This is a genomic window from Actinoplanes sp. NPDC049668, assembly GCF_044465445.1.
Lineage (GTDB): Bacteria > Actinomycetota > Actinomycetes > Mycobacteriales > Micromonosporaceae > Actinoplanes.
Genome location: NZ_JBITLR010000003.1, coordinates 1,004,968 through 1,019,090, shown reverse-complemented (window position 1 = coordinate 1,019,090; position 14,123 = coordinate 1,004,968). Strand labels below are relative to the sequence as shown.

Here is a 14,123-nt window from a genome sequence, read left to right as displayed (position 1 = left end):
GGCATCACCCGAACATCCGTTACTCAGCTCCTACAGGTCAGGAACCGCCTGGCGGTGCACAGCCCGCCCGGGGGCGCGCCGCCCAGGACTGGGCGGCGCGCTCGACATCAGTTCGGCACGTTGGTGAGGAACACGTTGTCTCGGCGGTCGGTGTCGCCGGCGACCAGGGTTCCGTCGTCCGAGATGAAGGCAACGTGCCGGCCGTCGGCGGACAGGGCGAGGTCCAGGCAGGCCCGGGGCGCGGGCTTGCCGGTGGGGCCGTGGCTGGCCGGCGTCACCACGCCGGTCTGCCGGTCCCGCACGTAGACGTTCTGGCCGCCGGACCAGGCGCCCTCCATCCAACCCGAGAACGCGGTCACCGCCAGGTAGCGGCCGTCGCCAGAGAGCTGGGGCTCCCAGGCACCGACGAAAGCGCCGGCCGTGTTGCGGTCCTCGCGGGTCAGCTCGCCGGTGCGCAGGTCCTTGACGTAGACCTTCGCCGTGGGATGGACCTGGCCGCCGGCCGCACCCTCGCCGAGATTCGTCGCCGCGCTCCGGAAGGCGGCCAGCCGGCCGTCCGCCGAGATGGCCGGCTCCTCGCTGGTGCCGTTGCCCTGCACGCCGGCCGCGGTGGCGCTGACCAGCCGGGTCACGTCCTCGCGCCGGTCGCGCACGAACACGTCCTTCGTGCCGTTGGTGTCGCCGGCGACGAGGTTCGCGGCCTCGGACCCGAACACGACGAAGCGGCCGTCGCCCGAGATGCGGGTGCCCGCCAGGTAGGTGTTCCGGTCGGCGGGCTGGCCGGAGGGGGTGACGGTCACCCGCTCCGGGGTGCCGGTCACGCGGTCGTACACGTACACGTCGATCAACCGGTCGGTGTCCGTTGGCGTCAGGCGGGCCTCGGTCTCGAACGCGACGTATCGGCCGTCGCCGGAGATCGACGGGTAATAGCTGTCGTCGCGCCAGCCAGCGCCCACGCCGCTCCCGGTGACGCTGACCATGGTGGTCGTGCCGGCCTGCAGATCCCGCACGAACACGTCGTGGGCCTCGTTGGTGTCCCCCGGCACCAGGTTGGTCGCGTTGGACATGAAGGTGACGTAGCGCCCGTCCGCCGAGATCGACGGGTCCGTGCTCGGCGCGTCGCCCTGCTCTCCGGACGAGCCCACGCTGACGAGCGTCGTGGTGCCGGTGCTGGTGTTCCGGACGAAGACGTCCGCCTTTCCGTTCCGATCGTCGTTTACCAGGTTGGACGCGAACGAAGTGAATGCCGCGTACTGCCCGTCGCCGGACAGGGAAGTGCCGCCCAGCGCCCAGTCGTTCGGCCGTCCGCCGTCCATCGCGAGGTCCACGGCCGTCGGGACGATCGCGTCCGCGGCCAGTGCCAGACTCGGCGTCGTTGCCGTCACCATCGTCGTGACCAAGGCGGTCACTGCGATGCCGGTGATTCTCCTCATGCTCTGCCTTCTGTTTCGCCGGCGCCGCGTCGGCACGGCGCCGGCCCGCCGAGGGTCGTGGCGGCGACCTCGCGGTCGTCGAGGACCTGTTGCCGGCGTTCGGTGCCGGACGTCCGCAAGAGGATCCGGCCTCCTGGGCTCGTTGCGGAAGGCTCGGCGGGGTTGTCCGTACAAGTCCGGACGAGGTCAGGCGGCTATTTGTCGATGACGAAAGGCCTCGAGGGTCGCGGTGCGACCGGGTTGACCGGTTCCGGCACCACGCTGCCCTGGGCCAGGACCGCGATCTCCAGGGCGGCGCGGCGGACGTCGCCGTGCCAGCGGCTCGGGAAGGCGTCGATCAGGTGCCAGCCCGCCCGGTGCAGGGCGCCCTGGCGTTCCAGGTGGGTGTCGGGTCCGTCCGGGTGCACGGCGCAGAGGACGCCGACGCCTCCCACGCAGAGGTCGATGGTCCACGGGCCGACCGCGTATCCCGGTCGCACCTCGACTTCGAGCCGCTTCAACTCGGCGGCCAGGTCGGCGGGCCAGCCCGACGGCTCGGCGCCGGGGCCGACCTCGCGCGGCCCTTCGGCGTGCCGCAGATAGTCGCCGAGGAGACCGGGCGGGCCGGTCAGGGAGGTGAGCACGACCAGCTTGCGGCGGGCCCGGGTGACCATGACGTTGAACAGGGGCGGGTCGGTGACGAAGCGGCGACGGCTCGGCGAGTCCCCGTCGAGCAGGGCCAGGGAGACCACCACCGCGTCGGCCTCGCTGCCCTGGAACGCGTGCACCGTGCCGACCCGCAGCCGCAGCTCCTCGATGCGCTCCACGGGCAACGCCTTGAGCAGGGCCGCCTCCAGGACCTCGGCCTGGGCGCGGAATGGGGTGATCACCCCGATCCCCCGGTGACCGGCCGCCGCCAGCCGCTCCACGGTGGCCAGGGCGGCCGCCACCTCGGCCACGTTGACGCCCTTGACCAGGCGCGCGTCCGGGACGTGGAGCACGTCGATGGCGTCGGTCGCGTCGGCGAGCGGGGTGCGGGTCATCACCGAGACCCGGCCGCCGTAGAAGCGCCGGGCCGGGAAGTCGATCAGATGCGGGACGCTGCGGTGGTGCTCGGCCAGCCAGGTGACCGGGGCGGCCGCGGTGGCCAGGTCGTAGGTGCTGACCCGGCGGACGTCGAGACGCTCGTCGCAGCCGTGCGCCTCGAGCACCTGGGTCACGTCGACGTCGCTGACGAACGAGACGAACCGCAGCTGCCGCGGGTCGCCGACGATCAGCGCGCGGCGGGCGCGGGCCAGCACCGGCGCGGCCCGGATCTGGTCCACGTGCGACGCCTCGTCGATCACCACCAGGTCGAACAGGCCGGGCTCGGGCGGGAGCAGATCCTCGACGTCGGCGACCGTGCCGATCCACAGCGGCAGCGCGCGGACCAGCGGGGCGGCCTCCATCCGGGCGAGCAGCTCGCGGCGGCGGTTCCGGCCGGCCCGTAACGCCGCGGCCAGGGCGCCGGCCGCGCGGCGCGCGTCGCGGTTCCAGCGCTCCGCGCTGCGCGCGCCGTCGCGCATCGCCTGGCCGACCACTTCGCGCAGCTCGCGCTCGGCGTCGTGCAGGGCGGCCCAGCGGGTGGTGAGGTCGGTGCCGCCGGTGGCGGCGAGGTGGGCGGCGGCACGCTGCGCGGCGGCCGCGGCGAGTGCTTCGGAGACGATCTCTTCCGGTACGGACCCAGCCGCGCCGAGCAGCCGGAAGGCTTTACGCCGGGCCGAGCGGGCGCGGCGCCGGGACCACCATCCGGTACCCGGCTCGACGGCCAGCAGCGCCCGGATCCGGTCGAGATCTTCGGTGAAGGCGCCGGGCACGTCGGCGCAGAGTCCGGGCAGGCGCGGCTGGTGATCGGGGAGCGTGGCGGCGGCCCGCTCGATGTCCAGCGCGGACGCGATCTCGGAGCTTCTCACCCGTACGGCTGAATGAGCGGCCTTGACCCGCGCCTGACCGGAACGGATGACGCCTGCCTCGACCCCCTGGTCCGCGCCCGCCGCGAGTTCGGCCTCGAGCCCGGCTCGGCCGCCCGCGTCGCCGAAGAGGACCGGTGGAGAGCTTGGATAGCGGGCCAGCAGGCCCGCGAGGACCTCGGCGGCGTGTGGGGACTGGGTCGCCACCAGCACCGACCCGCCCCGGTGGACCACCTCCAACGCGGCCGCGACCACCGCGTGGCTCTTGCCGCTGCCCGGTGGTCCGGAGACCACGGTGACCGGTTCTGATCGGGCCCGGATCACCACTCGTTCCTGTGGCCCGGTCAGCGGCAGCGGCGACAGGACCGGTTCGTGGTCGGTGCCGGTCGCGTCGGTGCCGGACCCGCCGATGTCTGACCCGCTCGCACCGGACCCGCCCGCGCCGGAGTCGCCGTAGACCGCGGCGAGCGCGGTTGCCGAGAGGTCGCGTCCGGCCCAGCTGCGCAGGCTGTCGGCGAGGCCGGCGCCGAACACGTCCCGGACCACGAAGAGCGCCGGAGCCGCCACCAGGGCCAGGCCCTCCGACGGGATCCGCTGCTTCGGGCCGATCGTCTCGTCGACGGTGAAGCCGGTCGCGCCGGCGACCGATCTCAGCCACGCGCCGCTGCCGATCGCCTCCAGCCAGCCCGGCGTGGCCAGGCCGGGCGCGGCCTCGAACGCGGCGGCCAGCTCGGGGTCGGCGACCAGCGGGGTCACCTCGACGTCGCCGGCCGGGACGACCCGGTAGCCGAGCAGTGAGCGCTCCAGGCGCACCGGCTGGCTGAGCAACGGCAACCGGATCTTGCGGGGCTTGCCCTCGATCTCGGCGCGGCCGGCCAGGAAGCCCCAGCCCCGGTGGAGGATGCGCTCCTCACGGTGCAGCGCGTCGAGGGCGGCGAGACGCTCGACCGTCTTCTCCCGCGGCGCCTTCTCCGCGACCTCCAGCCACACCATCGGCTGCGAGCCCCGGGTGACGTCCAGGATGCGCTCGGCGGCGGCCGGGGCCAACTCGGCGAGCACGGCGAGCACGGTCCGCGGCTGCATCGCGCGAGACTACCGCCCGCGGTCACCCCCACCAGCAACTCAGCGTCGTCGAGCACCGACGGCGCGCCCCGCGTCCCGTACCGTCAGGTCCTCTCGCGGGTGGGTGCCTCGGTGGGTATGCGGACGACGAAGGTCGTGCCTGGTCCGTCGTGGTCGCCGAACGTGACGCTGCCGTGGTGGCGCTCGACGATGGCGCGAGTGATGACCAGGCCGAGGCCGACGCCGGGGATGCGGTTGTCGATGGCGGTGGAGGCGCGGTGGAAGCGGCGGAACAACTGGGATCGCTCGGCCGGCGGGATGCCGATGCCGGTGTCGGAGACCGTCCAGCGGATCCAGCCGTCGTCGCCGACGGTTGCGCAGACCGTCACCGTGCCGCCGGGCGGGGTGTACTTGACGGCGTTGGTCAGCAGGTTGTCGGCGACCTGGCGTAGCCGGTCGGGATCGGCGCGCAGCGGCAGACGGCCGGACGGAAGGTCCACGATGACGGTCAGGCGTTTCTGGGCGGAGTCCGGACGCACGGCGTCGACCGCGGCGCCGATGATGCCGCTCAGCTCGGTGTCGGTGAGCCGGATCGCGAGGTTCCCCGATTCGAGTCGGCTCAGGTCGAGCAGATCGTCGGCGAGAACGGCGAGCCGGTTCGCGCTGCGGGAGATGATGTCCAGGTATCCGCGCTGATCGTCGAGGGTGAGGGTGTCGAGGTCCTTGTCGAACGACTCGGCGGTGCTGGTGATGATCGCCAGAGGGTTGCGTAGCTCGTGGGTGACCAGCGCAAGGAACTCCTCCTTGGTCTGGGCGAGCTCGACGGCCAGCTCCTCGGCGCGGCGACGTTCCCAGTACTGCCCGATCTGGGCGGCGATGCCCAGGAGGAACACGGTCAACGTGTCCTCGGGGTCCTCGGCCCGGTCGCCGTAGACACACAGCGCGCCGATCGCGTCGTTACCGACGCAGATCGGCACTCCGACGGCGACATGCAGGCCGACGCGGGCGGCGGCGCGGCCGTCACGCGGCAGGCTGATGTCCTCGGCCAGGTCCGGGATCCACCGGGGTTGACCCTGGGCGTAGACCTGTCCGGGTAGGCCGGCACCCGGCTCGACGGCGGGAATCTCGAATTCGCCCAGCTCACGGGCGGGCGCGGTGTGCCGGGCGGCACAGCACAGCGATGACCGGGACTCGGCGGCCAGCCAGACCTCGGCCATGGGCCAGCCCATCGTGGTCCCGAGTACCTGCACGACACGTTCGACGGCCGTGTCGCTGGAGCCGGCCTCGGCAAGACCGCGGGAGACGGCGGACTCCACGGAGGCGAAACGGCTCGCGCGGTGCGCCGCGGTGATGTCGTGGCAGAAGGCGTGGAAGACCCGGCCCCTCGGCCCGGTGGTCGCGACGACCGTCAGCTCGATCTGGAACTCGTGGCCGCCGGCGTCCTGTACGGGCATCCGCAGCCGCTGTCCGAGTACCTGGCCGGATTCACCGGCGGCGAGCTGGGCCAGTCCGGCGCGGTGAGCGTCGCGGTGCCGGTCGGGGAAGACGAGGTCTATGACCGGTTCACCGCATATCTGCGCATGGGGGTAGCCGAACAACGCCTCGGCAGCGGGATTCCAGCCGACCACACGCCCGTCGGTGTCGACGGCGACGTAGGCCTCCAGCGCGGCGGCCAGCACCGCCTGCGGCTCGTCCAGCACGCTGTGGTCACAACTGACCGATGGCCCAGCGGATTTGCGCATCCCACTTCTCCTACGTGCTCACGCCCGGCGTGGGTCACACAACCGGCGAGTGCGAGCGAGGGGTGCCCTGTAGGTCTTGCCAGCCTGCGATGCGGTCTGCTTCCGCCTCGCGGCACGGCCCGATGGGCCCGTTACCACCCCAGTATCGACCTACCGGCCCGCACGCAGTCCGGAGAATCGGTAGGACGGCACACCTGATCCGCGTACGCGGTGATCGGTTCCGTCCTTCTGTCCGGTAACCGCCCGAGAGGCACCAGAGCGCGCTTCGGTCGGTTTCTTCCCTTCGACATCCCGTGCCCGCCGGCCTACGGGGAGCTACGAAGCAGGCAGCGGGGCTTACGAATCCGGATCGACCTCTATAGTGGACAAATGCTGGGAGTCATCGCGGCCGCGCTTGGCGGTCCTGAGGTGTTGCAGGTGACTGAACTGCCCGAGCCTGCGGCGGGGCCTGGGCAGGTGGTCGTCCGGACCCGCGCGGTCTGTGTGCACCCGGCTGACGTCGCCGCCACCACCGGAGAGATCCCTCGCGGGCCGGTGCCGCCGCCGTTCCTGCCCGGGTGGGACATCGCCGGCGAGGTGGCATCGGTCGGCCCCGACACGACGGACTTCCGGGTGGGTGATCGCGTCGTCGGGATGATTCCGTGGTACCTGACCCGGGGTGCACCCGGCGGCTATGCCGAGTTCGTGGCCGCCGACGCGGGCTGGTTGGTGCCGTTGCCGGACGAGCTGGACTTCGCGTCCGCGGCCACGGTGCCGCTCAACGCCCAGACCGCGCACCAGGGGCTGTCGCTGGTGTCATTGGCCATGCTGCCGGCCGGCAGCAGCATTCTGGTCACCGGTGCCAGCGGCGGTGTCGGCGGCTTCGCCGCCCAGCTTGCCGCTCAGGGCGGCTACCGTGTCCTGGCACAGGCCGGCGACGGGGATGAGCAGTGGGTGCACGGTCTCGGCGCTGACGAGGTGGTTTCCCGCTCCGCCGATCTGGCCAAGGTGGGGCCGGTGGCAGCGGTGTTCGACGCGGTCCCCGTCGGCGAGGCGGCGGCCGCGGCCGTGGAGGACCGGGGAGTCGTCGTCGCCACCCGGCCCACGCCGGCCATCGTTCCGGCACGTGGTGTGCGCCAGGAGCTGCAACTCATCCGGCTCGACCGCGAGCTGCTGGCCGACCTGGTGGGTCAGGTGGCGGCGGGACGGCTGCGCACGCGCGTGGCGGCCACGATGCCGTTGACCGAGGCGGCCGACGCCCACCGGCGGGTATTGGCCGGTGGCCTGCGCGGAAAGCTCGTGCTGACGGCGGGCTGAGCTATGGCTCGGGCGATCACTGATGGGTGGAGGATCCCCGGTCCAGGTGCGGATCGGCTTCGTCTCGGATCGTGAGGCAGCTCGTGGGCATCGTGTCGACCATCGTGCCCGCGCCGTTCGGGCATCGGTAGCGGACCAGGGCCGCCCATTCGCAGGCGCTCTCGACCACTCCCGCGCGGCGGGCGCCGTTGCGGTGCACCCACACCGGGTCGCCCGGCTGGGGCGCCACTGCGGGTGCCGAGGCGGTCGGCGGGGACGTGGGGGCGGGAGCCGGCTCGTACGTCTCGGTGTGGTCGCCGTTCTCGGTGGCCACGACCCAGGTGATACCGGCCTTGTCGGTGGTGCGCGCGTGCCGCTTGGCGTTGAACATCGCCTGGTCCGCGCGGCGCAGTAGGTCGGGAAGGCCTGCGGAGCGCCCGGCCGGCACGACGCCGATCGAGGCGGTCACGGACAGCGTGTGGCCCCGCACGTCCATCGGGGGCGCGATCGCAGCGCTCAGCGCGCCGGCCACCTCGTGCCACCACTCCGCCGGGGCGTCCGCGCGCGGGAGGCGCGGCAGCGCCGCGAACTCGTCACCGCCGAACCGGGCCACAAGATGGTCGTCGAGGCAGGCGGCCATGCGGCGGGCGACAACGCAGAGGACCTCATCGCCGGCATCGTGCCCGTACGTGTCGTTGATCGGCTTGAAGCCGTTGAGGTCGAGGATCAGGACGGCCGACGAGGAGTCGTCGCCGCGCAGCAGCGCCGGGGCGAGCGCGTGGAAGAGGCGGCGGTTGGCGAGGCCGGTGAGCTCGTCGTGGCCGGCCATCCATCGCAGCGAGGCGCGCTCCTGCTCCAGCTGATGGACGTGCGCCGACAGTTGATCGATACGAGCCTGGAGGTGGGCTTCCTCGGCGCCGGTCCGCAGCTGTGCACTGTCCGGCGGCGCACCGCCCTTGTCGGCGGCGGCAGGATCGAGGATCCGCATCGGCCGTCCTCTCAAGACTGCGGCGGACCAGCGGCAGCTGTCGCCTCGCGCCACAGTGGAATCATGACAGTCAGCCGAGATGCGTGCAAGATTTCACGTCGACAACTGTCACGATGACACCATGCATCCCGAGCCGGTTTCAGCTACTCTAGGTGCGTGCCACTTTCGTGGTGAAAGAATCATGCAAGGACGTGAATTGCTGATTCTGCACTTCAGACGGACATCGGGCGACACACCCGACCACTGGTCCGGTGGCAGTCGGTTACCCACAGCAACTCCAGAGTGAGGGGGCACTGATGAGTAGCGAAACCGGCTGGATCATTTCCAGTAGGTCGACGGGCAACGGCGGCAGTTGCGTCGAGGCCCGCCGTCAGGACGGCCTCATCGAGGTCCGCAACAGCAAGGCGCGGGAGGCCGGCGCCGTGGTGTTCACGATCGAGGAGTGGGACTCGTTCCTGTTCGGAGCCAAGCGCGGCGAGTTCGACCGGCTCCTGACCGACTGATCGCGGCCCGGATCGTCACCGGAACTCCACGACCGGCACGGCATCCTTGCTGATGAGGTCGAAGATCCGCCGGTACTCGGCGACCTCGGCCTGCTCCTCCAGGTAGAGCGCGCCGACGTGGGATTCCAGGTAGACCACGTCGGGATCCTCCGGGTCGTCGAACTCCAGGATCCGGAAGGCGCCGGCCATCGCCGCGTGCGCTCCGACCGAGAACGGCAGCACCCGGATGTCGAACATGTCCTCTCCGGACAGTCGCCGCAGATGATCGATCTGCCCCTTGAACACCTGTTCGCCGCCGACCGACCGGGTCAATGCTCCCTCGCCGAGCACCGTCACGATGCGAATCGGTGGATTGCGGGCGAACAGCGTCTTCTGCCGCTGTATCCGGAGCTTGATGTGGCGCTCGGCGGCTTCCGTGTCGACCGGCTGCTCGGCGCCGAAGACGGCTCGCGCGTACTCCGGGGTCTGCAGCTCGCCGGGAATGATCTCGCCGTCGTACCCGAACATGCGGGACGCCGACGCCTCCAGCCCGACGTACAGCTTGAACCACTCGGGAATCACCGGACTGGCGTCCCACCACTCCTGCTGCGACGTGCCGAGGGCGAGCTCGGCGAGCGCGTCGGTGATGCTCTGGTCCGCACCGTAGAGCCAGCAGAGCGCGCGCACGCTGGCCCCGGTGACCGGAACCTTGCCGGTCTCGATCCGGTGCAGCGTCGGCTCCGAGATGCCCAGCCGCGCTTGCGCCACATCACGCCGGCTCATCCCGGACGCGGTGCGGAGTCGCGTCATTCGCCGCCCCAACGCCCGCCGCACGACGCGTTGGCCTGTGACCGGCACGCCTTACCTCCGCCTCGCCAACCCGTGTGGACGGTGCCGCCGACCACCGTACCCGCAACGTCGCGTTGTCAACAGGCAACCCGTCGTTGCCAACCGAACGTACGGGGGCGACCCGCCCGTATTCGCCCACTGCATGAGCCATGTCCAGGCGTACGGGCGGCCGGCGGCGCCGCAGCGGGTGTCAGGAGACGAGGATCCCGATGCCGTCGCCGAGCAGCTTCATGCCGAGCACGGTGAACAGGACCGTCATGATGGCGGCGTTGTGCAGCGCGGCCCAGGTCTTCCAGCTGGAGAGGGTGTTTCTGGCGCGTTCTCCCGCGATCAGGAACACCACCAGCGGAATCAGGATCCCCAGGGAGCCGATGAGCACGAACATCGCCAGGACCGCGATCTGCTGGTCGTTGGGAATCCCGGAGGAGCTGATCGCGGCGGCGGCGGCGATGGTCAGTCCGGCGTTCTTGGCGTTGGCCGCGGACAGCACGAGCGAAAGTCCGGCGATCTTCACCGGGGTGAAGTGGTCGATCGCGGCCATCCACTTGGGCAGTTCCGCCTGCGAGGCGTCCGCGGGGCGGTGACGCCACTGCTGGAGTGCCAGCACGAGGAGCAGTAACCCGATGACGAGTTTGAGAACGCCCACCCAGGTGGCGGGCTGCCCGTTCTCGGAGGCGCCGGCCCCGCCTGAGATCGCCAGGGTGATCGCGCCGAGCGCCGAGAGCCCGACCAGCCAGCCGGCGGCGAACACCAGTCCGCTCATTCGCCCGCGCGGTGTCGCCAGGATGAGAATCATCGCGATGATCGGGAGCGGACTGATCATCACACCAGCCGCGAATCCCAGCTCATCGCCGAGAACTGCACCCACACCGGCCTCCTGACCGCGGTCGTCGCGGCCGGACCGACGGGGTCAGCTGCCAATCCGTCGGAACACACCCGGCGCGAGACTCTTTCGTAGACCTCAAAGGGCTTTCGCCGACGGCAGCACTTCGTCCGCGCTGCGTGGCTCGCGGCGTTCCTGGTGGTTGAGCTGATGACGCAGGATGGACGACTGGCGGTAGACCTCCTTGCGGGTGCGCATCAGCTCGCCCAGCGGTGCGTGTTCGGCGGTGACCCGCCATGGGGTGAAGGAGAGTGCGTCCATCTTCTTGAGGTTGTCGTCGTCGGAGATGTCCTGCTGCGGCAGGCGCAGCTTGGCGACCGTGACGAACGGCGACAGCCGCTCCGGCCAGTCGACGGTGAGGTCGTTGACAGGCATCCGTTCCAGGTCGGCGCAGAGCTGGACCTGGATGTCGAACGTGTAGGGCCGGTCGCGGAGCTCGGCGGCCAGGGCGGGCCGGAAGACGTCCTCCGCGGACGACGGGTCGATGTTGCGCTGGACCACCGCCGAGGCGGAGGCGGGGTCGGGCGCGAAGCGGATCTTGGCGATGTAGTCCCCGTGCCGGACCGCGCCCATCGACCAGTACGTCGACAGCAGGAGGTTCACCAGGGGCCGTTGCGCGACGACGAGGAAGGCCAGAAACTCGTCCCACGCCCAGTCTTCCTCGCTCAGCGTTCCCTTGCCGGTGATGAAGTCCCGGTAGAACCGGTGCTGCCCCGGGCGGCCCTGGGCGAAGTACTCCGGTGCGTCCAGGAAGAGTTCCTGGATGAACAGGTAGTGCTCGACGCTGTTGCAGAAGAAGATCGGGGCGTTGATGTTGGTGTAGTCGAAGGTGCGGCTGTCGGGCTCGTCCTCGAGCAGCGTCTTCCCGTCGATGTCGAAGATCTTCAGTGCCAGTCCGGTCGCCTTGCCGAGCCGCGCGTCGGCGCCGGCGTGCGGGGAGCCGTTGGAGAAGCGGATGAGGGCGTCATGGCGGCCGGGCGTGGCGTAGATGCCCTGCGCGTACTCGGCGGGCAGGCCGTCGAGGATCTCGACCTCGCCTCTGATGAGTCCGTACCCCTTGGCGTGTGCGTCACGCACCGCCTGCCCGGTGCCCTCGGACTCGACCGACCCGGTGATGAACCGCTGGGTCTTTCCGATCACCGTCTGGGCGTGCTTGTCGAAGTGGGGATCGACGACCTCGACGTCCGGAGCGTAAGGAACAAACTTCGATGCCACGGCTCGACCGGCTTCCGCTTGTGTCCGACATTAGGGGCTAAAGGGCGACTTCGTGGTGAACTCTAGTCGAGCTCAATGTCGCAGATCTCCCGATTTCAGTCCGGCTTTGTTTCTGGTCCGTCTTTCCGTAATCCCGCCGTCCGGCGTCGGCGGCGCGGCCAGAATCGGTGACGAGGGCGATGGCGCCTCACCCCTGAGCACCGGGCCACCCTCAGACGAATCCGCGGCAGGAGAGACTCACCATGGCCGGAAAGTCGACAGTCCAGCTCGAGCGCAAGGGCGCGAAGGACGGGATGAGCACCGAGTTCACCGTCTTTGCCAAGATCAAGCCGGGTCATGCGGATGCGCTGCGTAAGACTCTCGCCAAGATGGCCAGCCCGGCGGCAGACGCCAATACCCACAATGCGGTGCGCGAGATCGGCACCCTGCACGACGCGCGTCACGTGATGTTCGACAACGACACCCAGGTCATGTTCGCCAGCGTCTTCGACGGCACCTGGGACGCCTACATCGACGACTTCGCCAAGACCGTGGTCGGCGAGCGCTTCGGACAGGTCTTCCAGCACTGCGAAGACTTCCCCGGCATCACGGATCCGGAGGTCAAGAACTGGTTCATCGAGCGCCAGGCGCCCGCGGCGGTGTTCATCAGCTCCTATCCCGATCTGACCGTTCAGCAGATCTGGAAGGACCAGCACGTCAACGAGGCGTTCCAGGCGCTGCTGGACACCCCGGAATTCCGCGAGCTGCTGGACAGCCCGGCCATCGCGGAGCTGAAGGCCACGCCGGAGTTCCAGAAGCTGATGACGGAAGCGGAATCCTAGGGGCTCCGGTTACCCCACGGCGGACCTGGGTGGCCGCCGCAGGTTTGTCCAGGTAGGACCGATGAGGAGGGGCAGGCGAACTTGACCGCGGTGACAGGCAGCAGCAGGGCCGGCGTGGACATCGAGATCGACGACATCCAGAGCGCGGCCCTGCGTCCGCGGCCAGTGCCGTACGTGGGAAAGTTCGCCTTCCTGCGCGTCGACGACCGTCACGCCGGGCGGGCCCTCCTGCGGCGGCTACTCCCGGCCATCGACGGCGGTTGGCCCAGCCCCGACCCCAGCCAGGACGCCTGGGTGGCGGTCGCGTTCACCCACCCGGGACTGCGGGCCCTCGGGGTACCCCAGGAGTCGCTGGACAGCTTTCCGGAGGCGTTTCGCCAGGGCATGGCCGCGCGCGCGGCCCGGATCGGCGATGTGGGCGAGAGCGCCCCGGCCAACTGGGAGCCGCCGTTCGGAACCGGTGAGGTGCACATCGCGGTGAGCGCGCTCTCGCCCGACGCGGCCCGGCTCCACAAGGCCCTGGAACGGGCACATCAGGCATTCGCGGAAACCCCCGGTGTGCAGGTGATCTGGCAACAGGAGGTGCGCCAGCTCCCGACCGGGCGCACCACCCTCGGCTTCCGCGACGGCATCAGCCACCCGAACATCGAAGGCGTCGGTCTGCCCGGCTCAAACCCGCGTGAAGCACCCATCAAAGCCGGCGAGTTCATCCTCGGTTACCCCGACGAGACCGGCAATCTGCCGCCCATGCCCAGCCCCGACGTGCTGGGTCACAACGGCACGTACGTCGCCGTCCGCAAGATCCACACCAAGGTCGCGGCCTGGCGCCAGTACCTGCGCGCGAACAGCACCGGCGAACAGGGCGAGGCGCTCCTGGCGGCGAAGATGGTCGGGCGCTGGCCCAGCGGAGCGCCGCTCACCCTGACCCCCGAGCACGACGACCCGGAGCTCGGCGCCGATCCGCACCGCAACAACGACTTCCTCTACCGGGAGAACGACGACCGCGGCCTGCGGTGCCCCGCCGGCGCGCACATCCGCCGGGTCAACCCCCGCGACGCCGACATCATCGGCGACGCCCGGATGCACCGCCTCATCCGGCGCGGCACCACCTACGGCCCGCCGCTGCCGGACGGCGTCCTGGAGGACGACGGCGCCGACCGGGGCCTGATCGGCGTCTTCACCGGGGCACACCTCGACCGGCAGTTCGAATTCATCAAGGCCGAGTGGGTCAACGACGGCAACTTCATCGGATACCCCGGCGAGCAGGACCCGGTCGCCGGACACCACAACGGAACCGGCACCGTCACCATCCCCGACAAGCCGATCCGCCGCCGCCTGAAGAACCTGCCCAGCTTCGTGACCACCCGCGGCGGCGAGTACTGCTTCCTGCCAGGCCTGCGCGCCCTGCGCTGGATCGCCGACCTGCAGGACTGAGGACCGGAACG

The 14,123-nt window shown here is 70.6% G+C and carries 11 protein-coding genes; 4 read left to right on the top strand and 7 right to left on the bottom strand.

Features of this window, described 5'->3' with window-relative positions; all coding sequences use genetic code 11:
• Positions 1-107: 107 nt before the first annotated feature.
• The 3 genes from ACIBSW_RS17350 to ACIBSW_RS17340 form a co-directional block, all read right to left on the bottom strand.
• Positions 108-1,433 carry a hypothetical protein gene (locus tag ACIBSW_RS17350; protein ID WP_354726995.1) on the bottom strand — a complete coding sequence of 442 codons (1,326 nt, stop codon included), beginning with the start codon at positions 1,431-1,433 and terminating at the stop codon, positions 108-110.
• Positions 1,434-1,627: 194 nt separating this feature from the next.
• Complete coding sequence (locus ACIBSW_RS17345; protein WP_354726993.1) at positions 1,628-4,444, bottom strand: AAA domain-containing protein; 2,817 nt, start codon at positions 4,442-4,444, stop codon at positions 1,628-1,630.
• Positions 4,445-4,527: 83 nt separating this feature from the next.
• A complete protein-coding gene (locus ACIBSW_RS17340; protein WP_354726991.1) occupies positions 4,528-6,165 on the bottom strand; it encodes an ATP-binding protein in 1,638 nt (545 codons plus the stop codon).
• A gap of 369 nt (positions 6,166-6,534) precedes the next feature.
• On the opposite strand from ACIBSW_RS17340, the gene ACIBSW_RS17335 reads away from it, so the two are divergent.
• Entirely contained in the window at positions 6,535-7,461 is a 927-nt protein-coding gene (locus ACIBSW_RS17335; RefSeq protein WP_354726989.1) for an NADP-dependent oxidoreductase, read from the top strand.
• Positions 7,462-7,477: 16 nt separating this feature from the next.
• Here ACIBSW_RS17335 and ACIBSW_RS17330 read toward each other — a convergent pair whose 3' ends face one another.
• A complete protein-coding gene (locus tag ACIBSW_RS17330) occupies positions 7,478-8,428 on the bottom strand; it encodes a GGDEF domain-containing protein (RefSeq protein WP_354726987.1) in 951 nt (316 codons plus the stop codon).
• A 296-nt stretch (positions 8,429-8,724) separates the two neighbouring features.
• Between ACIBSW_RS17330 and ACIBSW_RS17325 the strand changes: the two genes are divergently transcribed.
• Positions 8,725-8,931, top strand: a complete 207-nt coding sequence (locus ACIBSW_RS17325; RefSeq protein ID WP_354726985.1) for a DUF397 domain-containing protein — start codon at positions 8,725-8,727, stop codon at positions 8,929-8,931.
• Positions 8,932-8,946: 15 nt separating this feature from the next.
• On the opposite strand, the gene ACIBSW_RS17320 is transcribed toward ACIBSW_RS17325, so the two are convergent.
• From ACIBSW_RS17320 to ACIBSW_RS17310, 3 genes are all read right to left on the bottom strand, one after another.
• Positions 8,947-9,744, bottom strand: coding sequence for a helix-turn-helix transcriptional regulator (locus ACIBSW_RS17320; RefSeq protein ID WP_354727019.1), 798 nt, complete (start codon positions 9,742-9,744; stop codon positions 8,947-8,949).
• Positions 9,745-9,949: 205 nt separating this feature from the next.
• The gene (locus ACIBSW_RS17315; protein ID WP_354726983.1) at positions 9,950-10,627 is read right to left on the bottom strand and encodes a GAP family protein; all 678 of its coding nucleotides are present in this window, start codon (positions 10,625-10,627) and stop codon (positions 9,950-9,952) included.
• A gap of 93 nt (positions 10,628-10,720) precedes the next feature.
• Positions 10,721-11,857, bottom strand: a complete 1,137-nt coding sequence (locus ACIBSW_RS17310) for a catalase family protein (protein ID WP_354726982.1) — start codon at positions 11,855-11,857, stop codon at positions 10,721-10,723.
• Between the two features lie 242 nt (positions 11,858-12,099).
• Between ACIBSW_RS17310 and ACIBSW_RS17305 the strand changes: the two genes are divergently transcribed.
• A complete protein-coding gene (locus tag ACIBSW_RS17305; protein ID WP_354726980.1) occupies positions 12,100-12,678 on the top strand; it encodes a hypothetical protein in 579 nt (192 codons plus the stop codon).
• A 90-nt stretch (positions 12,679-12,768) separates the two neighbouring features.
• Positions 12,769-14,112: a Dyp-type peroxidase gene (locus ACIBSW_RS17300; RefSeq protein WP_354727017.1), complete on the top strand. Its 1,344-nt coding sequence runs from the start codon at positions 12,769-12,771 to the stop codon at positions 14,110-14,112.
• The last annotated feature ends 11 nt before the right edge of the window (positions 14,113-14,123 follow it).